General features: G+C 59.2%; 42 protein-coding genes and 1 tRNA gene. 5 read left to right on the forward strand and 38 right to left on the reverse strand.

What is annotated here, in order from left to right; translation table 11 throughout:
• The first annotated feature begins 67 nt into the window (after window positions 1-67).
• Window positions 68-499 (forward strand): hypothetical protein, encoded by a 432-nt coding sequence (locus IT585_13830; protein MCC6964327.1) that lies wholly within the window; start codon window positions 68-70, stop codon window positions 497-499.
• Between the two features lie 92 nt (window positions 500-591).
• Window positions 592-822 (forward strand): hypothetical protein, encoded by a 231-nt coding sequence (locus tag IT585_13835; protein MCC6964328.1) that lies wholly within the window; start codon window positions 592-594, stop codon window positions 820-822.
• Here the strand turns inward: IT585_13835 and IT585_13840 are convergent.
• Window positions 815-1,678: an NAD(P)-dependent oxidoreductase gene (locus IT585_13840; protein ID MCC6964329.1), complete on the reverse strand. Its 864-nt coding sequence runs from the start codon at window positions 1,676-1,678 to the stop codon at window positions 815-817. The two genes, IT585_13835 and IT585_13840, sit on opposite strands and share 8 nt — an antisense overlap.
• 111 nt (window positions 1,679-1,789) lie before the next feature.
• Here IT585_13840 and IT585_13845 point away from each other — a divergent pair, with 111 nt between their 5' ends.
• The 3 genes from IT585_13845 (at window position 1,790) to IT585_13855 (ending at window position 4,629) form a co-directional block, all read left to right on the forward strand.
• Window positions 1,790-2,653, forward strand: a complete 864-nt coding sequence (locus tag IT585_13845; protein ID MCC6964330.1) for a kinase/pyrophosphorylase — start codon at window positions 1,790-1,792, stop codon at window positions 2,651-2,653.
• A gap of 118 nt (window positions 2,654-2,771) precedes the next feature.
• Window positions 2,772-3,725 (forward strand): hypothetical protein, encoded by a 954-nt coding sequence (locus IT585_13850; protein MCC6964331.1) that lies wholly within the window; start codon window positions 2,772-2,774, stop codon window positions 3,723-3,725.
• Window positions 3,712-4,629: a hypothetical protein gene (locus IT585_13855; GenBank protein MCC6964332.1), complete on the forward strand. Its 918-nt coding sequence runs from the start codon at window positions 3,712-3,714 to the stop codon at window positions 4,627-4,629. The genes IT585_13850 and IT585_13855 overlap by 14 nt, the downstream gene beginning before the upstream one ends.
• A gap of 16 nt (window positions 4,630-4,645) precedes the next feature.
• On the opposite strand, the gene IT585_13860 is transcribed toward IT585_13855, so the two are convergent.
• From IT585_13860 to tuf, 37 genes are all read right to left on the reverse strand, one after another.
• Window positions 4,646-5,398 carry a DUF169 domain-containing protein gene (locus IT585_13860; GenBank protein ID MCC6964333.1) on the reverse strand — a complete coding sequence of 251 codons (753 nt, stop codon included), beginning with the start codon at window positions 5,396-5,398 and terminating at the stop codon, window positions 4,646-4,648.
• A 101-nt stretch (window positions 5,399-5,499) separates the two neighbouring features.
• Window positions 5,500-5,572: transfer RNA gene (locus IT585_13865), tRNA-Pro, on the reverse strand.
• A 69-nt stretch (window positions 5,573-5,641) separates the two neighbouring features.
• Window positions 5,642-5,956 carry a MerR family transcriptional regulator gene (locus tag IT585_13870; protein ID MCC6964334.1) on the reverse strand — a complete coding sequence of 105 codons (315 nt, stop codon included), beginning with the start codon at window positions 5,954-5,956 and terminating at the stop codon, window positions 5,642-5,644.
• 74 nt (window positions 5,957-6,030) lie between these two features.
• The gene (locus IT585_13875) at window positions 6,031-7,038 is read right to left on the reverse strand and encodes an NAD(P)-dependent glycerol-3-phosphate dehydrogenase (GenBank protein MCC6964335.1); all 1,008 of its coding nucleotides are present in this window, start codon (window positions 7,036-7,038) and stop codon (window positions 6,031-6,033) included.
• Between the two features lie 39 nt (window positions 7,039-7,077).
• Window positions 7,078-7,686: a glycerol-3-phosphate 1-O-acyltransferase PlsY gene (gene plsY / locus IT585_13880; GenBank protein MCC6964336.1), complete on the reverse strand. Its 609-nt coding sequence runs from the start codon at window positions 7,684-7,686 to the stop codon at window positions 7,078-7,080.
• A gap of 63 nt (window positions 7,687-7,749) precedes the next feature.
• A complete protein-coding gene (locus IT585_13885; GenBank protein MCC6964337.1) occupies window positions 7,750-8,130 on the reverse strand; it encodes a hypothetical protein in 381 nt (126 codons plus the stop codon).
• A gap of 146 nt (window positions 8,131-8,276) precedes the next feature.
• Window positions 8,277-8,780, reverse strand: a complete 504-nt coding sequence (gene rplQ / locus IT585_13890; GenBank protein ID MCC6964338.1) for a 50S ribosomal protein L17 — start codon at window positions 8,778-8,780, stop codon at window positions 8,277-8,279.
• Between the two features lie 16 nt (window positions 8,781-8,796).
• A complete protein-coding gene (locus tag IT585_13895; GenBank protein MCC6964339.1) occupies window positions 8,797-9,780 on the reverse strand; it encodes a DNA-directed RNA polymerase subunit alpha in 984 nt (327 codons plus the stop codon).
• Window positions 9,781-9,802: 22 nt separating this feature from the next.
• The gene (rpsD, locus tag IT585_13900) at window positions 9,803-10,414 is read right to left on the reverse strand and encodes a 30S ribosomal protein S4 (protein MCC6964340.1); all 612 of its coding nucleotides are present in this window, start codon (window positions 10,412-10,414) and stop codon (window positions 9,803-9,805) included.
• Between the two features lie 18 nt (window positions 10,415-10,432).
• Complete coding sequence (gene rpsK / locus IT585_13905) at window positions 10,433-10,825, reverse strand: 30S ribosomal protein S11 (protein MCC6964341.1); 393 nt, start codon at window positions 10,823-10,825, stop codon at window positions 10,433-10,435.
• A gap of 40 nt (window positions 10,826-10,865) precedes the next feature.
• On the reverse strand, window positions 10,866-11,246 hold the full coding sequence (rpsM, locus tag IT585_13910) for a 30S ribosomal protein S13 (GenBank protein MCC6964342.1): 381 nt from the start codon (window positions 11,244-11,246) through the stop codon (window positions 10,866-10,868).
• Window positions 11,247-11,261: 15 nt separating this feature from the next.
• Entirely contained in the window at window positions 11,262-11,378 is a 117-nt protein-coding gene (rpmJ, locus tag IT585_13915) for a 50S ribosomal protein L36 (protein MCC6964343.1), read from the reverse strand.
• 20 nt (window positions 11,379-11,398) lie between these two features.
• Window positions 11,399-11,617: a translation initiation factor IF-1 gene (gene infA, locus IT585_13920; protein ID MCC6964344.1), complete on the reverse strand. Its 219-nt coding sequence runs from the start codon at window positions 11,615-11,617 to the stop codon at window positions 11,399-11,401.
• 4 nt (window positions 11,618-11,621) lie between these two features.
• A complete protein-coding gene (gene map, locus IT585_13925; GenBank protein MCC6964345.1) occupies window positions 11,622-13,031 on the reverse strand; it encodes a type I methionyl aminopeptidase in 1,410 nt (469 codons plus the stop codon).
• Window positions 13,028-14,344: a preprotein translocase subunit SecY gene (secY, locus tag IT585_13930; protein MCC6964346.1), complete on the reverse strand. Its 1,317-nt coding sequence runs from the start codon at window positions 14,342-14,344 to the stop codon at window positions 13,028-13,030. Before secY ends, map begins: the two co-directional genes overlap by 4 nt.
• Window positions 14,341-14,787: a 50S ribosomal protein L15 gene (gene rplO, locus IT585_13935; GenBank protein ID MCC6964347.1), complete on the reverse strand. Its 447-nt coding sequence runs from the start codon at window positions 14,785-14,787 to the stop codon at window positions 14,341-14,343. The genes secY and rplO overlap by 4 nt, the downstream gene beginning before the upstream one ends.
• Before the next feature lies 1 nt (window position 14,788).
• Window positions 14,789-14,971: a 50S ribosomal protein L30 gene (rpmD, locus tag IT585_13940; GenBank protein ID MCC6964348.1), complete on the reverse strand. Its 183-nt coding sequence runs from the start codon at window positions 14,969-14,971 to the stop codon at window positions 14,789-14,791.
• 6 nt (window positions 14,972-14,977) lie between these two features.
• Window positions 14,978-15,463 (reverse strand): 30S ribosomal protein S5, encoded by a 486-nt coding sequence (rpsE, locus tag IT585_13945; GenBank protein MCC6964349.1) that lies wholly within the window; start codon window positions 15,461-15,463, stop codon window positions 14,978-14,980.
• A gap of 22 nt (window positions 15,464-15,485) precedes the next feature.
• Window positions 15,486-15,860: a 50S ribosomal protein L18 gene (rplR, locus tag IT585_13950; GenBank protein MCC6964350.1), complete on the reverse strand. Its 375-nt coding sequence runs from the start codon at window positions 15,858-15,860 to the stop codon at window positions 15,486-15,488.
• Window positions 15,861-15,872: 12 nt separating this feature from the next.
• Entirely contained in the window at window positions 15,873-16,409 is a 537-nt protein-coding gene (rplF, locus tag IT585_13955) for a 50S ribosomal protein L6 (GenBank protein MCC6964351.1), read from the reverse strand.
• Window positions 16,410-16,425: 16 nt separating this feature from the next.
• Window positions 16,426-16,824, reverse strand: a complete 399-nt coding sequence (gene rpsH, locus IT585_13960) for a 30S ribosomal protein S8 (GenBank protein ID MCC6964352.1) — start codon at window positions 16,822-16,824, stop codon at window positions 16,426-16,428.
• A gap of 16 nt (window positions 16,825-16,840) precedes the next feature.
• Window positions 16,841-17,026: a type Z 30S ribosomal protein S14 gene (locus IT585_13965; GenBank protein MCC6964353.1), complete on the reverse strand. Its 186-nt coding sequence runs from the start codon at window positions 17,024-17,026 to the stop codon at window positions 16,841-16,843.
• Window positions 17,027-17,037: 11 nt separating this feature from the next.
• Window positions 17,038-17,580 (reverse strand): 50S ribosomal protein L5, encoded by a 543-nt coding sequence (gene rplE / locus IT585_13970; protein MCC6964354.1) that lies wholly within the window; start codon window positions 17,578-17,580, stop codon window positions 17,038-17,040.
• Window positions 17,581-17,587: 7 nt separating this feature from the next.
• Entirely contained in the window at window positions 17,588-17,911 is a 324-nt protein-coding gene (rplX, locus tag IT585_13975) for a 50S ribosomal protein L24 (protein ID MCC6964355.1), read from the reverse strand.
• 4 nt (window positions 17,912-17,915) lie between these two features.
• Window positions 17,916-18,284, reverse strand: a complete 369-nt coding sequence (rplN, locus tag IT585_13980) for a 50S ribosomal protein L14 (GenBank protein MCC6964356.1) — start codon at window positions 18,282-18,284, stop codon at window positions 17,916-17,918.
• Between the two features lie 3 nt (window positions 18,285-18,287).
• Window positions 18,288-18,491: a 30S ribosomal protein S17 gene (gene rpsQ, locus IT585_13985; GenBank protein ID MCC6964357.1), complete on the reverse strand. Its 204-nt coding sequence runs from the start codon at window positions 18,489-18,491 to the stop codon at window positions 18,288-18,290.
• A 51-nt stretch (window positions 18,492-18,542) separates the two neighbouring features.
• Entirely contained in the window at window positions 18,543-18,782 is a 240-nt protein-coding gene (gene rpmC, locus IT585_13990; protein MCC6964358.1) for a 50S ribosomal protein L29, read from the reverse strand.
• A gap of 5 nt (window positions 18,783-18,787) precedes the next feature.
• Window positions 18,788-19,207, reverse strand: coding sequence for a 50S ribosomal protein L16 (gene rplP / locus IT585_13995; protein ID MCC6964359.1), 420 nt, complete (start codon window positions 19,205-19,207; stop codon window positions 18,788-18,790).
• Window positions 19,208-19,291: 84 nt separating this feature from the next.
• Window positions 19,292-20,140: a 30S ribosomal protein S3 gene (gene rpsC, locus IT585_14000; GenBank protein ID MCC6964360.1), complete on the reverse strand. Its 849-nt coding sequence runs from the start codon at window positions 20,138-20,140 to the stop codon at window positions 19,292-19,294.
• A gap of 14 nt (window positions 20,141-20,154) precedes the next feature.
• Window positions 20,155-20,592 carry a 50S ribosomal protein L22 gene (rplV, locus tag IT585_14005; protein ID MCC6964361.1) on the reverse strand — a complete coding sequence of 146 codons (438 nt, stop codon included), beginning with the start codon at window positions 20,590-20,592 and terminating at the stop codon, window positions 20,155-20,157.
• Between the two features lie 14 nt (window positions 20,593-20,606).
• Entirely contained in the window at window positions 20,607-20,930 is a 324-nt protein-coding gene (gene rpsS / locus IT585_14010; protein MCC6964362.1) for a 30S ribosomal protein S19, read from the reverse strand.
• 15 nt (window positions 20,931-20,945) lie between these two features.
• A complete protein-coding gene (gene rplB / locus IT585_14015; protein ID MCC6964363.1) occupies window positions 20,946-21,767 on the reverse strand; it encodes a 50S ribosomal protein L2 in 822 nt (273 codons plus the stop codon).
• A 34-nt stretch (window positions 21,768-21,801) separates the two neighbouring features.
• Window positions 21,802-22,095 (reverse strand): 50S ribosomal protein L23, encoded by a 294-nt coding sequence (gene rplW, locus IT585_14020; GenBank protein MCC6964364.1) that lies wholly within the window; start codon window positions 22,093-22,095, stop codon window positions 21,802-21,804.
• Window positions 22,092-22,721, reverse strand: coding sequence for a 50S ribosomal protein L4 (gene rplD / locus IT585_14025; protein ID MCC6964365.1), 630 nt, complete (start codon window positions 22,719-22,721; stop codon window positions 22,092-22,094). The genes rplW and rplD overlap by 4 nt, the downstream gene beginning before the upstream one ends.
• A 1-nt stretch (window position 22,722) precedes the next feature.
• Window positions 22,723-23,343: a 50S ribosomal protein L3 gene (rplC, locus tag IT585_14030; GenBank protein MCC6964366.1), complete on the reverse strand. Its 621-nt coding sequence runs from the start codon at window positions 23,341-23,343 to the stop codon at window positions 22,723-22,725.
• Between the two features lie 12 nt (window positions 23,344-23,355).
• Window positions 23,356-23,664: a 30S ribosomal protein S10 gene (gene rpsJ / locus IT585_14035; protein ID MCC6964367.1), complete on the reverse strand. Its 309-nt coding sequence runs from the start codon at window positions 23,662-23,664 to the stop codon at window positions 23,356-23,358.
• A gap of 23 nt (window positions 23,665-23,687) precedes the next feature.
• On the reverse strand, window positions 23,688-23,848 hold a 161-nt coding region (gene tuf / locus IT585_14040; GenBank protein MCC6964368.1), incomplete at its 5' end, for an elongation factor Tu.

A 23,848-nucleotide genomic window follows, 5' to 3' on the forward strand; every position in this document is an offset into this window, starting at 1 on the left:
ACGGGCGGGATCGAATTGACAATTCCGCTGATGGTGCCAATCCGATTTTGAGGGAGCGAAGTTGCCGATGAACCTGCGCAAGCCGGCCGCCAAGCGTTCCACTCTGATACTGATTGCCGGGATTCTGTGGTCGGCAGTGGGGCTATTCTTGATGACACTGGCGACGGTATGGCTGATCCGGGCGGAGTTGTGGTTGGCGGTGGTCTTTGGACTGATTGCACTGACGGCAGGTTGGCTGTATTTCCGCTCGATGTTTATCAGGTTGATAGACAAGAACTTAGATCGAATTATGGCACAGGCGCCGGGGCAGGAAAAGGTGTGTGTTTTTGCGTTTCAGAACGTCCGCTCGTACCTGATTGCATTGGTCATGATGGCGATGGGTTACGGGCTGCGGCACTCAGGGGTTCCCAAGGTCTATCTGTCGCCGTTCTACTTCGCGGTCGGTTTTGGGTTGTTCGTTTCGAGTCTCGCGTACTACCGCTATCTGCGCCAGCTGTAAGAAAATTGCCGACTGATTTTGGATTTTATTTGCCCGCGGCACGTGAAACTCTTATATCGGGCACCGATAAATAGAGTGTTTTTGAGGCGGAAATGTTGCGACGAATCAATTTTTCTACGATAGCCAAAGGCGTGCTGACGATTGCGGGGCTGTACTGGTTTCTGGTGCTCACCTCGATTTGCGGTCTGACCAATTTCTTAGAGGGTCAGGTAATGCAGTCGAGCGCGGGGCTTCTGACCGGAATCATGTTGCTGCTACCGATCCTGGCGGTGGCGATGTTGATGTTGGCGCCGCACAAGGATGACGGCGCGCAGGTCAACTAAGCTTACTTCGATTCGCAAAGACTTCGTAAACGCAACTCAGGTCGCGATGGTGCGGGTCGCAGTCGAGGGTTCGCGCATAGAGAGCGCGGACGGCCTCACCCAGAGTATTGTCGACTTCCCGACTCCGCGCCAGATCATTTAGGTAAGCCAGATCCTTGTGAATCAAGGCCGCAGAAAAGTGCGGTGTGAAGTCGTGCTGCAGGAGTTTGTCGCGTTTGGCGTTGAGGATAGCGGAATTGCCGGCGCCGGCGGCGAGGATATCGAGCGCGGTTGCGGTCGGGATGCCGGAGGCCTCGGAAAGGGCGGCGGCTTCGGCAATGCTTGCCATAAACGTCCCGAGAAGGAAGTTATTGATCAGCTTCATGCGCGAGGCCAGACCCGGCGCACCCAGGAAGAAGATAGTCTTGCCGACGAAATCCAGCAGCGGCCGATGGTGCTGAAAGACGTTGCTGTCGCCGCTGATCAGGATGGTCAGGCTGCCTTGGGAAGCCGGAATGACGCTGCCCAAGACCGGCGCTTCAAGATATGAGCCACCGGCGGCGCGGACGAGATCGTGGAAGCTGACGGCTTCCTCGTGGTGGTTGGTCGAGAAGTCGATGATGGTGCGGCCGCGCGCGGCGGCGAGGAGACCGCGGTCGCCTTCAAGGACAGCACGGACGGAATTGCTGTCAAAGAGGCAAAGGCAGATGGGGTCGCAGGATTCAATCAAGGTGCGCGGCGATTCGGCAATAACGACATTAAGGGTTTCGGCGCGTGAGACGGTGCGGTTCCAGACGGTAAGCGGGACATCACGGGCCAGCAAGCGGCGGGCGATAGCGGTACCGAGGTTGCCGAGGCCGATAAATCCAGTATTCATAGAAGACTCCTTTGCGATTTGCGATTGCTGAATCTACGCGATCAGGTCGATAACAGTATTGAAAAAAGAATTTAGCCCTGTTATCGTGCCATGGAATCGGAAAATCAATCAGTGGCCAAGGTCAAGCAAATCGTCATCATCTCGGACGGCACCGGCCGCACGGCCAAGCGCCTGTTGGATGCCGTATTGGCGCAATACGCCGACCAGGAGGTGGCGTTCGCGATCAAGAAGACCTATCAGGGGGTGCAGTCCAAGGAGCAGGTCGATCAGATCGTCAAGGATATTGACAGTGAGAGCCTGCTGGTGTACTCGATTATTTCGGCGGAATTGGCGGAATATTTTCATGAAGAGCTGGAGGCGCGCGGTATCCTGCATATCAACGTACTGCGGCCGATGGTCAAGACGCTGTCGAAGTTTTTGGGGGTGCATCCCGAGTTCAAGCCGGGATTGCTGCAGATCGTTGACGACAACTACTACCGCAAGCTGGATGCGATCGGCTATACGGTCGAGCACGATGACGGCCGCGGGCACCGGATCGAGGAGGCGGACGTCGTCCTGGTGGGATTGTCGCGGACGTGCAAGACGCCGATCAGCATGTACCTGGCGTGCAATTTCGGGTTGAAGGTGGTCAATATCCCGATTATTCCGGACGAGCATTTCAAGCGGGCATTGATTCAGCGGGTGAGTTATGCGCGGCCCAGGATCGTGGTCGGGTTGATGATCAGCGGCAACGAACTGATGCGGGTCCGGGAGGAACGGGCGGAGCTGTTGATGGGGGACGACTCGAAGAAGGAGCAGATCCTGCCCTACCACGACATCAACCAGATCCGCAGCGAGCTGCGCTTTTGCCGGATGATGTACCGCGAGCAAGGCTGGGAGATGGTGGATGTCACACGGCGGGCGATTGAAGAGGTCGCGGTGGAAATCCTGGGCATCCTGAAGATTCGGGTCGAAACTCCGCGCGATTTCGTTTGAACCGGGGCACCTCCCGTCCGACAGTACTCCCGAGCAAGAGTTTAACGTTGTCAAGCGCGGCGGCGATCGCTATTATACCGCCGGGGCTGACGTGGATCAAATTCGTCGCTGATTAGAGATGGAAACCAACTACAATATCGGCACCGACACCGACAACCGGATCACGCTGGATTCGTCGATCATTTTCGCGGTCTGGAAGTCGGGCGTAGCCCCGCTGGGGGGCGAGGCGTTCCTAGAGGTCGGCACCAGTTTTGTCGGCTTCGACGCCCCGATCGAGATTGCGGCCAAGACCAATGCCGGCAAGGCGGTCGGCAGTGTGAGCGACAAGATTCGCAACAACAAGTTCGTCGGCAAGATTGCGATCCCGGACACGCTCAAGGTCGGCGACCTGGTGTATTTCAAGGTCAAACTTCCCCGCCACGGACTGGAGCTGGAATCGAACCGGATCGCGGTGGTGCCGCCGATCATCGTCAGCGACCTGCAATGGAGCGCAACCGAAGCGCGGCGCGGCGATCAATTGACGCTGAAGGCGAAGGTGAAGAATGTGGCCGATAGCATTCCAGCGAAGGTGACGATTTACGAGCACGACCGCGACGGTGCACACGATAAGATTGCCGAAATCCAGACGCAGGTGTTCAACGAGCGGATCGAATTGCAGTGGGAGTATCAGTACTTCGAGGATACGGACGAAATCGCGACCGAAGCGGAACTGGCCGAGTACGGCAACCATTATAATCCGCCGGAGTACTTCTTCACGGTCACGGTGGAGGAGCAGGAGTACGGCCGAAATCAAGAATCGGGGTTGCTGCTTTTCAAGGACTGGATCGAAGTGACGTATCTCGATGACGAGGGCCATCCGGCAGCGGGACAAGAGTACGTAATCGTGCTGGCGGACGGAACGCAGAAGACCGGTTCGCTGGACGAGCAAGGGCATGTTCGAGTCGAGGATGTCCCGCCGGGGCCGTTCAAGTTTTTCTTGAAGGCGGCCAATCAAGGGACGAAGTCGAGCAGTTGTTCAGGATGTCAGAAGGAGCCGCCGGCGCCGGCGGAGGGAACGAATGCCGGCGTATAACGTCTATTTCTTCATCATCAAGAAGCCGATGGTGCCGATGGCGATTGGGGCATCCGGCAGCATCATGCAGTTGACCTCGACGCATCCGAGCGTGGCGGCGGCGCAGGCGACGATTGTTACGCGCTTCAAGGAAGTCCTGAGGCAGTTGATGCAGGACAGCGTGGCGAGTATTCCGCACGAGGGTTCGCGCGATCAGACGGTGGCGGTGATTGAGGTGCCGGCGGATGCCAGCAGTAATCCGAACTGGGCGGGGTTGACGGTCGACATCAAGGAGCCGATCGTCTATCTGACCGGATCACGAGCCCGGCGCGCGCCCTCCGATCCGACCGAGCGGCGCGCCGGAATTATTCTGGCACAGGAGCTGCAGCGGCCGCCGGGATTCCAGAATGTGACGCAGTCCGACATTGATACCTACTTCAATACTGCCGATGCGGATGCGGCGGGCGACAACTCGGGACGCACGGTGATTTTCAGCGACGATTTTCCTCTGGTATCGGAGGTATTCGTCGATCGGATCACGATCGACATGCAGGATGCGCAGTACAACGAGAAGTATGCGCAGATGCTGGCGCGGGCGGCGTGGCACGAAATCTGTCACGGGAAAGCCGAGTGCGAGAACCGGGCGACAAATCCGCGCTGGCAGGCAGCCGTGGCCGATATTCACGCGATATCGGGAGTGGGAATTGCCGCGGCGACGGTTCAGCACAACACGGCGATGACGGCGGCCGACCGCCAGACGATGGGGCGGCATATGCTGTGTCCGGTGGCATTCTATCAGTTAGGTGTACCAGTAGCGGGACAATGTTTCCATCGTGGTACACGTCGGGCGCTGACTCCGAATCCGCCGCCTCCCCCTCCCCCACCGCCAATCGATCTCAATAGCGGCGATCCGTTGTTCCCCTAAGACGCTTACCCGGAGCCTATGAGTGTGCGCGCTCCAGACGGTTGCGCACGGCCTCCCATGATTCCGTAATCAAGAAGCTTTCGGGCATATTCACGGTCATAGTGACGAATTTCGCCCAGGGCACAGCGAAGGTCAACATGGTGGCCGGGAGATGCGGGCGCGCAGAGACATCAAACATCCCGAGGGTCGCGCGTGGGGTGGCGGACTTCCCTTCATGCATCGGATAAAAGATAATTGAAGAGCAGCCGGAACAGAAAGGCGCGATGACGCCGTTCGGATCGGGCGCGCCGAAATTGGCGAGCGTAAAGAGTCCGGCGAGCAGGTCGGGGGTGGCAAAGAAGACGACGGCCAGCGGCTGATCGGAGGCGGCCAACTGGTCGAGACGTTTGAAGACCAGGTATTTCGCGGGCGCGGCAAAGGGTTGTTGCGACTTGAGGTGTTCGCGTACCAGTTCGGGGGATTTCTTGTAGCGTTCGCCTTCGAGTTTGCCGGGGATACCGCAGGAGAGAAAGTACTCGAACTCGTCGCGCAAGTGGGTGGAGAAGCCGGAGTAGGTCTTGCCGCCGCCGCAGTGGATCGAGTCGGCGGAGAAGGCGACAGCGCGACCGTTGCGGACGGCGCCGAGTTCGGCAATCATGCAGTGCGCGCGGCCGGTGGGCGGCGCGCAGCCGTCAGCGGAATTGGAGTAATAGAAGGCGATGGGCAGATCGGCAGTGGCGAAGAACCGCCGCCACTGCTCGATGAAAGAACCGACGATTGCAGTAGTCATAAACACCTCGCGGAAGTCAACGTTAGGCAATCACCGGCAGAAATCAGGCCAAAAATGAACCGGGGGGCAAGCGAAATGAGGGGCATTCGCGGAAAATCACATCGGGGCGAGCAGACTTGAACTGCCGACCTCTCGCACCCCAAGCGAGTGCGCTACCAACTGCGCCACACCCCGATTGCGAAATGCGCGGATATAATAAGCGGAAGCGGCGGCAGGAACAACGGAAAAGATGAGCGCCGGCGCTCAAGACGAATGGGGACCGTCGCCGTTGGGCTTGTTCAGATGGAGAAAGCGCTCCAGTTCCATCAGCTCACGTTTGACCTGGCTGAGCAGCTCAATGATTTTGTCCTCGCGGCGAATTTCGGGCGCGGTATCGGAGAGTTTCTGCCGCGCGCCTTCGATGGTATAGCCCTCGTCGTAAAGAAGAGCCTTGATGCGATTCACGAGGACAATCTCGCGTTTCTGGTAGACGCGATTGCCGCCGCGGTTCTTTTTGGGCCGCAGTTGGGGGAACTCCTTTTCCCAGAAGCGCAAGACATACGGCTTGACGTCGGTCATTTCGGCGACTTCAGAGATGGAGTAGTAGAGTTTATCTTCTTCGTTCTTCACGGACTCACGCTCGCAATCTGACGCTAACAATAGACCTCGCTCTTGAGTTCACGGTTCATCAGTTCGCTAACCGCCTGAGCGGGAGACTTGGAGTCAAACAAGACGGCGTAAACCTGACGGGTAATGGGCATATCAACCTGGAAGCGTTCGGCCAGGCGGACGGTTGCCCGCGTGGTCGGAACGCCTTCCGCAACCTGGGTCATCGAGCTGAGAATTTCGGGCAGACGTTCGCCGAGGCCGATGCGCTCACCGACCGAGCGGTTGCGGCTGAAGGACGAGATACAGGTGGTGACAAGGTCGCCCAAGCCCGAAAGTCCGGCAAAGGTTTCGGCGTCCGCACCCATCTTGAGGCCGAGGCGGGTCATTTCCGCCAGACCACGAGTCAGCAAGGCGCCGGTGGTGTTATCGCCGAGACGCAGGCCGTAGGTGATGCCGGCGGCCAGCGCGATGACGTTCTTGAGGGCACCGCCCAACTCGACGCCGATGACATCCTCGGAGGTGTAGACGCGGAACGACGGGGTCGAGAGCAGGTGCTGGACTTCGGTGCGGTTGGCGTGGTTCTTGCCGGCAGCGACCACGGAGGTGGGGATCGCGCGGGCGACCTCCTCGGCGTGGGACGGGCCGGAGACAACGACGAGACGATCGAGGATGTCATCGCCGAACACCTCGGCGATGACCTGCGACATGCGCTTAAGCGAGATCACCTCGATGCCTTTGGAGAGCGAGATCAGCAGCGGCACCGGTCGGCCGGTGGCGAGGATGCGTTCACAGATGTGGCGCACGTGCTGAGCCGGGATCGCAATAATCACGGCGTCGCGGTCGTTCATCACTTCATCGACGTCGTGGGTGATATGAATATCCTGGTGGATCTCGACGCCGCGCAATTTGGAGTTGTCGCGCCGGGTGAGGATCAGGTTGCGGACGGAGGTCGGGTCGTGCTTCCAGAGCGTGACATGGTGGTCGAGGCCGGCCAGAAGATTGGCGACGGCAATTCCCCATCCACCTGCTCCAAGAACCGAAACTCTGGCCATAGCACTCCGCACCAACGGGACAAACCGGAACAGACAAACTTAACGAGAGAGCTTACGCTCTTGACCCCGCAACAGTCGTCTGATGTTCGCTCGGTGCGTGAATAATATGAGCAGAGTCACGCCGAAGCAAGCGGAAAGTAAGAGGGTCGGGATATTTTTCGCCATTATGTACTTTTCGATTAGCACGATCAATGAAAGTGATACTCCAGCGCAGATCGAGCCGAGCGAGACAATGCGCGTGGCCGCGAAGACGACGGCGAAGACGCCGAAGCTCAGGGCGATTTCGAGCGGAAGCAGAATGAGGAACATCCCGAGCAAAGTGTTGACGCCTTTGCCACCGCGAAATCCGGCGAAGATCGGAAAGATATGACCGACGACAGCGGCGACACCGGCAACCAGGGGGAGCCAGTGAAGATCTGGTGCAAGCGACTTGGCAGCGATAACGGGCAGAGCACCTTTGAGGACATCGAGGACACCGGCAATGATTGCGGCGGGCAAGCCGGCAACGCGGTAGACGTTGGTGGCTCCGGCATTACCTGAACCGTGCTTGCGAACATCAACTCCAGCAAAGAGATAACCGACGATGACGGAGAAAGGGATTGAGCCGAGCAGGTAAGCGGCCACGATGATAAGAGCTGCTGAAAGCATAGGTAGCATGAGTTGGGGCGGGCCAGTAACCCGCCCCGAGTGTGTTGAGTCTGGTCAGGACAGCTACGAACCGGAGGATGTTGCTTGAGAGACGATCTTCTTCATCTGATCAAACAACTGCTCGAGTTCTTCTTTGCTGATTTTCTTGTCCGCGAGCGCCTTCTGGACATCTTGCGCCCATGCTTGCACTTCCGGAGTAATCTTGCCCGCTTGAGTTTGTTTCAGGACGACGTCTTTGAACTCGGCAAAGCGCGCCTTGACGTCATCGACGGTAAAGCCCTCCGGCAGGTTGTTTAATACTTCAGTTTCGAGCGAATCCACCGACTTCTTGATCAGGCTGGTCATGATCTCCGAGCAGTAGAAATAGCTCAGCACCAGTCCGCCCACTAAGATCGCCAGCAGGATGATCCCGACGATCATTACGATCTTGCAGCCCTTGCCCATAACTCTTGTCTCCTCCCGAAATGGATATCAGGTTTATCCGCGCGCAAGCTACTGCGCTCAGAGGAACGGAACAAGCAAGAAATGCGGGAAATGAAAACGGCGGACGAAGGATCGTCCGCCGAAAACTGGCGACAGGAAAGATCTGTCTATTCTTTGGCGGCCTTGGCGGCTTTCGCCTTGGCTTTCGGCTTTCCGGCTTTGGACTTCCCCGCCGACTTGCCGCCCGACTTGCCGGACGACTTAGCGGCTTTCTTCTTGGCACCGCCCTCGGTCTTCTCCACCGCTTCCGCGGGCTTGTCCATCAGCAGTTCCACGACCGAGAGTTCGGCCATATCGCCGCGGCGGAAACCGGCCTTGACGACGCGGCTGAAGCCGGACGAGCGCTCGGTCATCTTGGGAGCAATCTCCTTGAAGAGCTTCTTGAGCGCCTCCTTGTGCGGCATATAGACCGCGACCTGGCGGCGGCTATGGAGCGAGCCGTCTTTGGCCTTGACGATCAGCCGATCCACGAACGGGCGCAAGGCTTTGGCCTTGGGCGACGTGGTGGTGATCTTGGAGTTCAAGAAGAGCGCGGCGGCCATGTTGGCCAGCAGCGCATGCCGGTGCGTCGCCGTGCGGCTGAGCTTGGGGGTTTTTCTACCGTGATGCAGCATGATCGATCAGCTCCTAATTTTGATCCGCTGATTGATAGCGGCTCAGGTCCATGCCCCAGCTCAGACCCAGTTCTTCCAGAATCGCGGTCAACTCGGTGAGCGACTTGCGGCCGAAGTTGCGATACTTGAGCATATCCGACTCGCTGCGTTGGACGAGATCGCGCAGGGTCTGGATATTGGCGGCGCGCAGGCAATTGGAGGAACGCACCGAGAGCTCGAGCTCGTCGACGCGGGTGTTGAGCAGGTTGCGAACTTTGACGGTTTCCTCGTCTTCCTTCTTCTCTTCGACGGGGACGATATCCTCGTCGATATGGATGAAGTAGCGGAGATGGTCGGCGAGCAGCTTGGCGCTGTAGCCGATCGATTCCTCCGGTGTGAGGGAGCCGTCGGTGGTGACTTCCAGCGTCAGGCGGTCATAATCGGTCCGCTGACCGACGCGGGTGTTCTCGACCGTGTAGTTGACTTTGATCACCGGGCTGAAAAGCGAATCGACGAAGATGCTGCCGACCGGCTTGTCGGGGCGTTTGTTCTGGTCAGCGAGGACGTAGCCGCGCCCGAGATCGACGTCGATTTCGATTTTGAATTTCTTGTCCTCGGTCAACTCGATGATGTGCAGGTCGGGGTTAAGGATTTCGATGTCGGGACCGACTTCGATCATCCCGGCCGTATACTTGCCCTTGCCGGTAATCGGCAGGGTCAGGATTTTGGGGTCATCCGAGTGCATTTTCAGACGCAGTTTCTTGAGATTCAGGACGATCTGGGTGACGTCTTCATAGACTCCGGGGATCGTCGAGAATTCGTGCTGCACCCCTTCGATGCGCAGCGAGGTCACGGCTGCGCCCTGAATCGCCGAGAGCAGAATTCTCCGGAGCGCATTGCCGATCGTAACGCCGAAGCCGCGTTCCAGCGGTTCGAGCACGAAGCGGGCGTAGCGCTGGTTTTCCGACAGTTCTTCGGTGACCACCTCTTTGGGCAGCACCAGGTTTTTCCACCTCATCAGTCCTACTCTCCTTGATAGACTACTTGCTGTACAATTCCACGATCAACTGCTCGGAGACCGGCGTCGGGATATCGGCGCGCTTGGGAACTTCGAGCAATTCGCCTTCGAGTGCGGCCTTATTGACGCGCAGCCACGGAAGGTCCGCGGAGCGATCAGCGTCTTTAAGCGCCATGTGGATGATGTCCAGCTTGCGCGACTTTTCTTTAACGCGAATCACGTCGTGGGGTTTCACTTGAAACGACGGAATGTCGACGATATCGCCGTTGACCAGGAAGTGGCGATGGCGGACCAGCTGGCGCGCCGCGCGCCGGGTCGGAGCAAAGCCGAGCCGGAAGACGACGTTGTCGAGGCGGCGTTCAAGCAGCTGGAGCAGATTTTCGCCGGTGATGCCCTTCATGGCGTTGGCGCGTTCGAAGTAGTTATGGAACTGCTTTTCGAGCACGCCGTAGATAGCGCGGACTTTTTGCTTTTCGCGCAATTGGATGCCGTATTCGGAAACCTTGCGGCGCATGTTCTGGCCGTGCTGGCCGGGAGCATAAGGACGACGGTCCACGGGACACTTGATGGCATCGCAGACTTTTTCGCCGAGACGGCGGCACATGCGGTGTTTCGGACCAGTATATCTTGCCATAAAACTACCTCATCATCCTTACACGCGGCGCCGTTTGGGAGCGCGGCAGCCGTTATGCGGGATTGGCGTGACGTCTTTGATCGCCATGATTTCGAGGCCGGCGGCCTGGAGCGAGCGGATGGCAGCTTCGCGGCCGGATCCGGGGCCCTTGACCCAGACCTCGATTTTGCGCAATCCCTGATCGATTGCTTCCTTGGCGCTGGTTGCGGCCGCCAACTGGGCGGCGAACGGCGTCGACTTTTTCGAGCCTTTGAAACCGGAACGTCCGGCTGACGACCACGCGATCACGCCACCGGTCGAATCGGTGATCGAGATGATCGTGTTATTGAACGTCGACTGAATATGAGCGACGCCGACGGAATCGATCCGGCGCGCTTTCTTCTTCTTGCCTTTGGGTTTAGGATTAGCCAAAGATTACTCCTCTATCTCCAATCAACAAATCGCATGCGTTTTACTTGGTCGGTGTTTTCTTCTTGCCGGCCACGGTCCGCTTCGGTCCCTTGCGGGTCCGGGCGTTGGTGCGGGTGCGCTGGCCGCGCACGGGGAGGCCGCGGCGGTGCCGCAGGCCGCGATAGCAGCCGATATCGATCAAGCGCTTGATATTCATCGCGACTTCGCTGCGCAACACGCCTTCGACGCGGTACTCGTTTTCGATCACCTGGCGCAGCCGGGCGACGTCTTCTTCGGTCATTTTGTGGACGCGAAGGTCGGGGCTGATACCGGTCTTCTTGAGAATCTGGTGGGCCGAGGACCGGCCAAGACCAAAGATATACGTTAAGGCGACTTCCAGACGCTTATCACGCGGCAGATCGACACCTGCTATACGAGCCACTCTCTCCTCCTACAATCAACCCTGGCGCTGTTTGTGGCGCGGGTTCTTTTTGCAAATGACGCGAATCACGCCGTGACGGCGGATCACCTTACAGTGCTCACAGCGCGGCTTGACCGATGAACGAACTTTCATATCACAATCTCCCAATCTGCCTATTTGTAACGATAAACGATCCGGCCCTTGCTGAGGTCGTAGGGCGACAGCTCGAGCGTCACCTTGTCGCCCGGCAGGATCTTGATAAAGTGCATCCTCATCTTGCCGGAGACGTGGGCGAGGACTTTGTGACCGTTGTCGAGTTCGACGCGGAACATCGCGTTGGGCAGCGGCTCGATCACTTTGCCTTCGACCTTGATTGTCGCTTCTTTGCTCATTCCTTCAGTTTACCGTCAAGGGAATCAGGCCGTCGTCGGTGACCGCGTAAGTGTTTTCCCAGTGAGCGGACACTTTGCGGTCGGCCGTGACGATAGTCCAGCCGTCATCCAGAGTTTCGATTTCATAAGTACCGGCGTTGATCATCGGCTCGATGGCCAGAACCATGCCGGTTTTCAGCACCGGGCCGGAGGTCGGGGCGCCGAAATTGGGCACCTGCGGATCCTCGTGGAGCATGCGGCCGACGCCGTGGCCAACGAGGTCGCGGACGACCGAGAAGCCGTTGACTTCGGCGTGCTCTTGAATCGCGGCCGAGATTTCGCCGAGGCGCTTGCCGGCGCGGCCGACGCGGATTCCGGCTTCGAGCGACTCGCGCACGACGCGGGTGATCTTCTGCTTTTCTTCACTGGCCCGGCCGACTACGAAAGTGCGCGCGGCGTCGGCATGGAAGCCGTCCTTGTAGACACCGACATCGACCGAAACCAGATCGCCATCCTTGATCTTCCGTTTACCGGGGATGCCGTGAACGATCACCTCATTGATCGAGATGCAGACCGACGCCGGATAGCCACGGTAGCCGAGAAACGACGGCACGCCGCCCTCCGACTCGATCAGGTTGCGCACCTGGCGGTCGATTTCCGCGGTTTCGATGCCGGGAGCCAGGATCTTCTCCACCAGCTTGTGCGCTTGGGCGACAATGCGGCCGGCTTCGGCAATTTTGGCGACATCAGCTTTCGACTTCAACTCGATCATTTGTCTTTTTTTTTTCGCGCTCTCCAATTGCGCAAGGATATTCTGCGTGACCGCATCCACCGGGTCATCACCCTTGATGCTGATCATCAAACCTTTCTGCGTGTAGTATTGTTCCAGCGGTTTGGTCTGCTGGTGGTACACGCTGAGCCGATGGCGGATAACCATCGGATTGTCGTCGGGCCGGCGGTGCAAGAGACCCTGGTCGAGATCGCAGAGGCCGGGATGCTGCGGCGGCTTCGACAGATCGTTGTAGATCGTGCCGCAGGTCGAGCAAGTCGAACGCGCGCTCAGGCGCGTGACGATGGCCTCGTCGGCGACTTCGAGGTTGATGACGGCGTCGATCGCGATCCCGCGGGCAGCCGCCAGTTGGTCGAGCCCCTGGGCTTGCGCGAGCGTGCGCGGAAAACCGTCGAAGATGAAGCCGGTGCGAACGTCGGCGGCGTTGAGCCGCTCAGCGATCATGTCAAGGATCAGCGAATCGGGCACCAGTTGCCCGTTATCCATAAACTCCCGGGCTTTGTTGCCCAGAGCCGTAGCGTCGCGAACTTCGGCGCGCAAGATGTCGCCGGTGGAGAGGTGAGCCACACCCAACCGCTCGGCCAGCACCTTTGCCTGAGTTCCTTTGCCGGAACCGGGGGCGCCGAGGAGAATCAGGCGTTTCAAAGCGTCGACCGCCCCTTGATGCGCCCGTGTTTCATGAAGCCCTCGTAATGCCGCATGATCAGGTGCGATTCGACCTGTTGCAGCGTATCCAGCGCCACGCCGACCACGATCAGAATACCCGTGCCGCCGAAGTAGTACTTGACGTCAAACAGGTTGATCATGATGTACGGCAAAATGGCAATCAGGGCGAAGAAAATCGCACCGGGCAGCGTGATGCGCGTGAGCACCTTGTCAATGTACTCGGCGGTGCTGCGACCCGGACGAATGCCGGGAATAAAGGCGCCCTGCTTCTTCATGTTGTCGGCCATATCGATCGGATTGACGACGATGGCCGTGTAGAAGTAAGCGAAGAAGACGATGATCAGGGCGTAGACGATGCTATAGACGACATGACCCGGCGTGAACAAGCTGACGAAGTCCTGGATGAAGGTTGACTGCGGGAAGAGCGTCAGCAGAGTGGCCGGGGCGAACATGATCGACTGGGCAAAGATAATCGGAATGACGCCGGCGGTGTTGACCGAGAGGGGCAGATGGGTCGTGACGCCACCCATGACCTTGCGGCCGACGATACGCTTGGCGTGCTGAACCGGGATCCGGCGCTGGGCGCGGGTCACGAGCACGATGGCGCCGATGACGACGACGATAATCGCGACCACCAGCAACTCGGAGAAGATGGTGCGGGTGCCGGTCTGCAGATCGGTAAAGGAGTCGATGACGGCGCGCGGGAAGGTGGCGATAATGCCGATGAAGATGATCAGCGAAATACCGTTGCCGATACCGCGTTCGGTGATACGCTCACCCAGCCACATGATGAAGATCGTGCCGGCGGTGAAGGTGATCATACACAGCGCGACGAAACCGGGACCGGGGTTGATGACCACGGAGACGCCGGGTTCGGGTTGCAGCGACTGCAGCCAGACGGCGACGCCGAAGGCCTGCAGCATGGCGATGAGCACGGTGCCGTAACGGGTGTACTGGGTGATCTTGCGACGACCCTCTTCCCCTTCCTTGGCCAGGCGCTGGAAATACGGGAAAATCGGCGTGAGCAACTGGATGATAATCGACGCCGAGATATACGGCATAATGCCGAGCGAAAAGATCGTCGCGCGCTGGAAGGCGCCGCCGACGAACATGTCGAACATGCCGAAGAGCGTGCCGGCCTGAGCGGTGAAGAACTGCTGCAACAACGCCGCATCGATGCCGGGCGTCGGGACGTGGCTGCCGATGCGGTATACAATCAAAATGCCGAGGGTGAACAGAATCCTCTCCCTCAGCTCCTTGACTTTAAAGATGTTCTGTATTTTTTCGATCACTTGACGATTTCTACCTTCCCTCCAGCGGCGGTCACCTTGTCGATCGCCGACTGGGACGCAGCGTGCACCTTAATCGTCACGTTTTTCTTCAATTCACCGTTACCGAGAACCTTGACCGGCAGGTTCAGGGACTTGATCAGCTTGGCCTGGTGGAGCGCCGCGAGGGTGATCTCACCGCCAGACGCGAACTTGCGGTCGATATCAGCGACATTGACAACCTGATATTCGACGCGGGTGTAGTTGCGGAAGCCGCGCTTGGGGAGGCGCCGGACGAGCGGCATCTGACCGCCTTCGTGCCAGGCTTTATACTTGAAGCCGGCGCGGGCGCGAGCGCCCTTGCCGCCGCGGGTGGACTGCTCGCCCAACCCGGAGCCGGGGCCGCGGCCGACGCGTTTGCGACTGGTAGTGGAACCGGCGGGCTTTTTGAGTTCGTTGAGTTTCATCCTACAGTTCCTCCACCTTGAGCAGATACGAAATCGACTTGACCATGCCGCGGATCTGCGGCGTGTCCTGCTTGATCACGGAGTGATGCAGTTTGCGCAGGCCGAGGGCAGCGACGGTGTCGCGGTGCGCCTGGATATGGCCGGACAGTCCTTTGACCAGCGTGATTTTGAGTTGCTTGGCCATGAGCGACTACGCCTCCACCTCGCGGTAGCTGCGCTGTTCCTCGCGGGTGCGCAGGCGCAACAGGCCGTCCATGGTCGCCTTGACGACGTTGTGCGGGCTGGTGGAACCGAGCGACTTGGTGAGGATATCCTGGACGCCGGCGGCGTCGAGGATGGCGCGGACGGTGCCGCCGGCGATGACGCCGGTACCGGGGGAAGCCGGTTTGAGGAGCACGCGTGCGGCGCCGTAACGGCCGATGATTTCGTGCGGAATCGTGCCTTTGAGAATCGAGACCTTCACCATGCCTTTGCGAGCCGCCTCGGTGCCTTTGCGAATCGCATCCACAACTTCGGAGGCCTTGCCCAGTCCGACGCCGACATTACCCTGCCGGTCGCCGACCGAGACGATGGCCGTAAAGGAGAAACGCCGTCCACCCTTGATCACTTTCGCGACGCGGTTGATATGGATGACTTTTTCCTGAAGTTGGACTTCGTCTGTTTCGTAGCGAGCCAAGCTTAATCCCTCTGCAAATTGCCTAAAACTTCAAACCAGCTTTGCGGGCGCCGTCCGCGACGGCCTTGATGCGGCCGTGGTATTCATAGCGATTACGATCGAAGACGACGTTTTCGATCCCTTTCGCGAGCGCTTTTTTAGCGACGCCTTCGCCGACCAAGACCGACAGTTCGGATTTTTTCTTGGCGGCTTTGACCGTTTCGATCATGTCTTTGTCGATGCTCGAACAGGAGACGAGCGTGACGCCGGCGATATCGTCGATCAATTGGGCGTAGACATTGCGTGTCGAGCGAAAGACGGTCAAGCGCGGCCGGGCCGGCGTGCCGAGGACTTTCTTGCGCACGCGCAACTGGCGCCGGTGCTGCATCCACTGTTTGTTTGCGATCTTATCTGCCATAACGATACCCTACTAAGCTGCGGTCTTTCCGGCCTTCTTGCGAACGACCTCGTTCTTATAGCGAATGCCCTTGCCCTTGTACGGCTCGGGCGGACGGAAGCCGCGAATTTTGGCGGCGGTCAAGCCGACCAGTTCTTTATCGATGCCCGACACGCGGATGTGGGTCGGGTCGTCCAGAGCCAGCGTAATGCCGGGGACGGGACGGACCAGGATCGGATGGGAATATCCGACCAGGATTTTCAGATTCTTGCCCACCTGCTCGGCGCGGTAACCGACGCCCTGGATTTCCAGTTCGCGCTGGAAGCCGTCGGTGACACCCTTGACCATGTTGAAGATCAACTGGCGGGTGAGGCCGTGGAGGGCGCGGTGGAATTTGCTGTCGCCGGGCCGCTCAACGGTAACGACGTTTTTATCCAGCGTGAGCTTCATCGAGGGGTGCAGGGTCCGTTCCAGCGTTCCCTTGGGGCCGGTGACTTTGACGTCACTGCCCTTGATCTCGATCTTGACCTTGTCCGGCACGGAGACCGGTGCTTTGCCTATTCTCGACATCGGTTCGTTCCTCTTCCTACCAGACGTAGCACAGCGCTTCGCCGCCGACGCCTTCGCGGACCGCCTCGTCGTTGGTCATGAGTCCACGCGAGGTGGAGACGATGGTAACGCCCATCTGGAAGCGCATGCGATGGAGCTTGTCTTTGCCATGGTATTGGCGCAAGCCGGGGCGCGAGACGCGGCGGATGCCGCGAATGACGGGTTCATCGTTCTTGGTATAGCGCAGGTAGATGCGCAGGATGCCCTGTTTGTCGTCCTTGACCTCGACGGTCTTCTTGACAAACCGATGCTCTTCGAGCAAGCGGGCGATCTCGCGTTTGACGCGCGACGCGGGGACGTCGACCTTTTTCATTTTGGCTTTGCATCCGTTTCGGATGCGGGTCAACATATCCGCAATGGGATCGGTGGTAGTCATTCGTTTTCTTCCCTCTCTACCAACTCGCCTTGACGACGCCCGGCAGGTCGCCGGCGAGCGCCAGTTCGCGGAAGCAGATGCGGCAGACGCCGAAGCGGCGAATGAAGGCGCGCGGGCGGCCGCAGCGACGGCAGCGGTTGTAGGCGCGCGACGCAAACTTCGGTTTGCGTTCCTGCTTCTTAATCAGACAGGTTTTGGCCAAGCGTGCTCCTCTTACGACTTTCGGAACGGCAATTTCATGAACGTCAGCAGGCGCAGGGCCTCTTCGTCCGTTTTCGCCGAGGTAACAATCGTGATATTCATGCCCCGGATCTTGTCGATTTTATCGTAGTCAATTTCCGGGAAGATAATTTGCTCTTTCAGGCCGATGGTGTAATTGCCGCGGCCGTCGAACGACTTGGGCGAAATTCCGCGGAAGTCGCGGACGCGCGGAAACGCGACGGTGACCAGGCGATCGAGGAACTCGTACATCCGTTCGCGGCGCAAGGTGACGGCGACGCCAATCGGCATGCCTTCGCGCAGCTTGAAGTTCGAGATCGCTTTCTTGGCGCGCCGCACCAGCGGCTTCTGGCCGGTGACGGTGGTCAAGTCGCCGGTGGCGGCTTCCATCGCCTTGGCGTTTTGAATCGCCTCGCCGAGCCCGATGTTCACGACGATCTTTTCGATCTTCGGAACTTCCATCACGTTCTTGTATCCGCCTTCTTTGAGCAAACGCGGTACAACTTCGTTCCTATAAAACTCTTTCAGCCGTGCCATAACGCCTTCAGATCACTTCTCCCGTCTTCTTGCTCACGCGAACTTTCGAGGTGACGCGGCCTCTGTCGTCGCGCAGGTATTCGAAACCGACGCGAGTCGCCTGGCCGGCCTTGCTGTCCATCAGCATGACGTTGGACAAGTGCAAGGAGCCTTCTTTCTCAACAATTCCGCCCTTGGGGTTCTTCTGCGTCGGGCGGCTATGGCGCTTGACCAGGTTGACGCCTTCGACCCAGACCCGCATTTTCTCCGGGTTGACCATCAGGACGCGGCCGGTCTTGCCGCGGTACTTGCCGCTGAGGACTTTCACCGTATCGCCTTTGCGAATTCTCATGACGCTACACAACCTCCGGAGCCAGCGAAACGATCTTCATAAACTGCTTTTCGCGGAGTTCACGCGCGACGGGCCCGAAGATACGGGTGCCGCGCGGCTCTTTTTGATCGTTAATAATGACGGCCGCGTTTTCCGAGAAGCGCACCGTCGAGCCGTCTTTGCGGCGGGTGGCTTCACGGGTCCGCACGACGACGGCGCGGCAGACTTCCGATTTCTTCACGGTACCGCCCGGAATGGCATCCTTGACCGTACAGACGATGATGTCACCGATGCGGGCGTAGCGGCGCTTGGAGCCGCCGAGGATGCGGAAGCACATCACGCGCTTCGCGCCCGAGTTGTCGGCCACGTTTAGCCGCGTGTATTCCTGAATCATTCCCTATACCGCCTTCTCAAGTACCTTGACCAGCCGCCAGCGTTTGAGCTTGGACAGCGGCCGAGTTTCCATGACCAGCACTTTATCACCGATGCCGGCTTCGTTCTTCTCGTCGTGGGCGTACAGCTTGGAGCGGCTCTTGATCACGCGCGAGTACAGCGGGTGCTTCATGGTGCGTTCCATCTGGACGGTGATGGTTTTCTGCATCTTGTTGGACACGACGATGCCGACTCTGGTCTTGCGAGAGTTTCTCAACCCTTACTCCTTCTTATCCAACGAAAGCGTCGCATTTTCAGCGAGCTTTTTGATTCCCAGGTCTTCTTCGCGCAGGACCGTCATGATGCGGGCCAGGTCGCGGCGCAGGAAGCGCATGCGCACCGGGTTTTGCGCCTGCTTGGTTTTCTTCTTAAGACGGAGGTTGAAGAGTTCTTCTTCGAGCTCGCGTTTTTTCTGCAGGACTTCATCGCGCGTCAGGTCGCGTATCAATTCGACTTTCATAATCCTTACGCCGCCGCGGCTTCGCGTTTCACGAATTTGGTTTTGATGGGAAGCTTGGACGCGGCGAGGCGCATTCCTTCTTCCGCCAGTTTCTGGGGAACGCCCTCGATTTCAAAGAGGACGCGGCCCGGTTTGACGACGGCGACCCAGAATTCCGGGGCGCCTTTGCCCTTGCCCATACGGGTTTCGAGCGGTTTTTTCGAGACCGGCTTATCGGGGAAGATGCGAATCCAGATTTTGCCGCCGCGTTTGATGTGGCGGGTCAGGGCCACACGGGCGGCTTCGATCTGGCGATTCGTGATCCAGGCCGGCTCTAATGCCTTGAGACCAAATTCGCCGAAATCGATGTTGCTGCCGCGATAGGCCAGCCCCCGGCGACGGCCGCGCTGATGCCGGCGATACTTGATTCTTTTTGGCATTAACATAGTCGTCTACTCCAGTTTCTCAAAAGTGACAGACTTGCAATATATTGGCCCGATCGTGGGCCCGCAAGTGATTTGTCACCAAATCTATTGTTTGGCCGGCCCCCGGTCGCCTGACTGATCATCCTGATGGCGGGTTTTGCGGATGCGCCCGCGCGCCTGCGGTTGCTGGGGACCACCCCGCCGGCCGCCGCGGTCGCCGCGATCACCGCGGCCGCGATCCTGGCGGTCAAACCGCCGGCGATCATCGCGCTGCGGCGCTTGCTGCTGCGACTGATCGTCGCTTTTGCGCTCGGTGGCCGCGCCCATGCGATCCAGGATTTCGCCGCGACAGATCCAGACCTTGACGCCGATACAGCCGTAGGCGGTATGGGCAGTCGAGGTGGAGTAGTCGATATCGGCGCGGAGGGTGTGCAACGGCACCCGGCCTTCCATGTACTTTTCGGAGCGGGCGATTTCGGCGCCGCCGAGGCGGCCGCCGCACATGATCTTGATGCCTTCGGCGCCCATCTTCATGGTGGCGCTGAGGGACTTCTTCATGGCCCGCCGGAAGCTGATACGGCCTTCCAACTGGCGGGCGATCGAGTCGGCCACCAGACGGGCAGAGAGTTCCGGCCGCTTGACTTCGATGATATTGAGGGTCACGTCGCTATTGGCGAGCAGCCGCAGCTCTTCGCGCAGCTTGTCAACTTCGATCCCCTTGCGACCGATCACGATGCCCGGACGCGAGGTATGGATATCCACGGTGACCTTTTTGGGGTCCCGGAGAATCTCGATGTTGGCGAGGCCGGCGTTTTCCAGCCGCTGATCGATGTACCGGCGGATTTTGATGTCCTGGGCAACGAGGTCACCGACGTTGCGTTCGGCAAACCATTTCGAATTCCAGCTGCGGATGATTCCCAGTCGGATACCTACCGGGTGTGTCTTCTGACCCAATGCGCTCTCCTCTATCAGCTTTCAGACTTGGTAGTCTTCGTTTCTTTCACGTCTTTCGTTTCTTTGCCGGCGGCTTTGGCTTTGCGCGCGCGGCGCTCTTCGCGAGCTTCACCGCTGACGACCACGGTGATGTGGCAGAGGCGGTGCTTGATTGGTGCGGCGCGGCCCATCGAGGCGGCGCGGTAACGCTTGTAGGCCGGGCCGCCGTCGACGAAGATGGTCGAGACGGTCAGGTCTTCCGGTTTGAGCCGGGCGGTGCCGACGCTGCTCATGGCATTGGCGGCGGCCGATTTGACGACTTTCTTCACCGGATCCGCGGCGCCCTTCTGGACGAAGTTAAGGGTTGCCAGCGCCTTATCGACGCGCATGCCGCGGACGAGATCGGCGACCAGGCGCACCTTACGGGCGGACATGCGGAGAAAGCGCGCTCGGGCTGTTGCTTCGGTGTACATGGGCGGTTACTTCCTCACTTGCTCGGCGGAGCCGGAGCGGCGGGCGCCGGCGCGACCTTGGTCGTCTTCTCAGTTAACTTTTGTCCCGAATGACCGCGGAACGTGCGGGTCGGGGCGAATTCACCCAGTTTGTGACCGACCATATTTTCGGTGACGTAAACCGGGATGAACTTATTGCCATTATGAATCGCGAGCGTATGCCCGACGAATTCCGGGGAGATCGTGGAGCGACGCGACCATGTCTTGACGACTTTCTTGTCGCCGGCGGCGTTCATCGCCAAAATCTTGTTCATGAGACTCTGGTCAATAAATGGACCCTTCTTCAGAGAACGTGCCATGGTTCTATCCTACTCCTACTTCCTCCGCTTGATGATCAGCTTATCAGAGTTTTTACTTTTGCGCGTCTTGAGTCCCTTGGATTTCAGACCCCAGGGTGAACAAGGGTGACGGCCGCCGGACGATTTGCCTTCGCCGCCGCCCATCGGGTGGTCGACCGGGTTCATGGCGACGCCGCGCACCGAGGGACGAATGCCGAGCCAGCGGCTGCGGCCGGCTTTACCGATCGAGACCGAGTCGTGTTCGATATTGCCCACCTGCCCGATGGTGGCGTAGCAGTTCAGCTTGACCAGGCGAACTTCGCCGGAGGGCAGTTTGAGGTGGGCGATATCGCCTTCCTTCACCATGAGCTGAATCATGGTGCCGGCGGCGCGGCCCAATTGGGCGCCACGACCGGCCTGCAGCTCGACGTTATGGATGAAGGTGCCGGGCGGTATCTTTTCGATCGGCAGACAGTTGCCGACTTTGATTTCGGCATTTTCGCTGGCGATGATCGTTTCACCGACTTTGAGGCCGTCGGGCGCGATGATATAACGCTTCTCGCCGTCGGCGTATTTGAGCAGCGCGATACGGGCCGAGCGATTCGGATCGTATTCGATCGTGGCAACGACCGCGGGGATATCGCGCTTGTCGCGTTTGAAGTCGATGATGCGGTACATCCGCTTGTGGCCGCCGCCGCGTTGGAAAGCGGTGACGCGGCCGAGGTTGTTGCGGCCGCCGGTTTTGCGCAACGGCTCGAGCAGCGACTTCTGCGGCACGGTGGTGGTGATCTCATCGAAGGTGAGCACCGTCATGTGGCGCCGGCCGTTAGTATGCGGTTTGAATGATTTCAGTCCCATAGTTCTATGTAATCCTCTTCTCTACCGCCGTCGCTTAGATACTTTCGAATTCCTGGATTTTCTGGTCCTTCGCCAACTTGACGACGGCCTTCTTCCAGTCTTTGGTGTAGCCCGGACGGTTGCGGCCGAGACGGCGCTGCTTGCCGGGGTTGTTCTGCGTCGTGACCTTGACGACTTTGACGTCGTAAAGCTTCTCGATGGCGTTCTTGATGTCGATCTTGTTGGCGTCGCCGGCGACTTCAAAGACGTAGCCGTTGTACTTGTCGCGCGTCACCAGCGATTTTTCGCTGATCAGGAGCGTCTTGACGACCTTACGCGGTTCCTTCATTTTGTCCAGACCTCCTCGCACTCTTTCAGACCCGCCGGCGTCAGGACCAGATAATCGGAGTGAACCAGATCATAGGCGCTGGCGAGAGCCGCGCGCTTGTAGGTCAGACCCGGGATATTACGGCACGACATTTCGAGATTTTTGTCGACGCCCGAGACCAGGAAGAGGACGCGCGAGCCGGCGACGTTCATGCCGGCAAGCATCTGCGCCACGACCTTGGTCTGCGGTTTGTCGAGGCTGGGGGCATCGACGACCATGACGCGGCCGTCGGCGGCTTTGGCCGAGAGCGCGGTCTTGATCGCCTGCCGACGCACCTTCTTCGGCAGCTTCAGCGTGTAATCGCGCGGCTGCGGGCCGAAGGTGACGCCGCCACCCGGCCAGAGCGGCGAGGTGTTGCTGCCGGAGCGGGCGCGGCCGGTGCCTTTTTGTTTCCACGGCTTGGCGCCGCCACCCGAAACTTCGGCGCGACCCAACGTATCGTGCGTGCCCTGGCGCTGGTTAGCCAGGTAGACTTTCACGTTCTGGTGAAGACTATAAGGCTTGCCTTCGGCGGCAAAGAGCGCATCGGAGAGCGCCTGTTCGCCGGCAGCCTTGCCGTCAGCGGAATATTTCTTCGCGGTTGCCATACTATTTCTTTCTGATCTTCACCCAAGTGTTGTTCTTGCCGGGGACCGCGCCCATGACGCCGATGACATTGGTCTCGGTATCGACGAGCACGACCTTGATATTACGGACGGTGACGCGTTCGCCGCCCATGCGTCCCGCCATACGCTGGCCCTTGAAGGTGCGCGACGGATAGGAAGACGCGCCGACCGAGCCGGGAGCGCGCAGACGGTCGGATTGACCGTGCGTGACCGGACCGCCGGCGAACTTATGGCGGCGGACGGTTCCCTGGAAGCCAAGTCCCTTGCTGGTGCCGATAACGTCGACGATTTCGCCGACCTGGAAGAGGTCGGCTTTGATTTCCTGGCCGACGGCGATGCCGTCCATGCTTTCGAGCTGGATTTCGCCGAGCCGGGCGACCGGCTTGACGCCGGCTTTCTTAAGATGACCGAGCACCGGCTTGGACAGCGACTTTTCGCGGCGCGGGCCGAGACCGACCTGGACAGCGTCGTAGCCGTCATTGGCTTTGGTCTTGATCTGCACAACGACATTGGGGCCGGTGTGCAGGAGGGTCACCGGGAGGGCGGTGCCGTTTTCCTGGAACAGGCGCGTCATGCCGATTTTCTTTGCAAGCAATGCCTTCATGGCGCTCCTCTCTTAAACCTTGATCTCCACGTGAACGCCGGCCGGCAAGTCGAGCTTCATGAGGGCATCGACGGTTTGCGGCGTCGACTCATAGATGTCGATCAGGCGCTTGTGCACGCGGGTTTCGAACTGCTCGCGCGATTTCTTGTCGACGTGGGGCGAGCGCAGCACGGTATAGACGGTGCGCTTGGTCGGCAACGGAATCGGCCCGGCAATCCGCGCGCCGGTGCGCAGGACGGTACGGGCGATTTCTTTGGTCGAGCGGTCGAGCGAGTAGTGATCGAACGCTTTCAAACGAATTCTGATTTTCTGTCCGGGGATCGCCATGAATTACTCCCTGCTCCTTACGCGATGATCTCGGCAACGACGCCGGCGCCCACGGTGCGACCACCCTCGCGAATGGCGAACCGCAGTTCCTTCTCCATCGCGATCGGCATGATCAGCTCCACTTCCATCTGGATGTTGTCCCCCGGCATCACCATCTCCACGCCATCCGGCAACTTGA

This window comes from Candidatus Zixiibacteriota bacterium (genome assembly GCA_020853795.1).
Classification (GTDB): domain Bacteria; phylum Zixibacteria; class MSB-5A5; order CAIYYT01; family CAIYYT01; genus JADJGC01.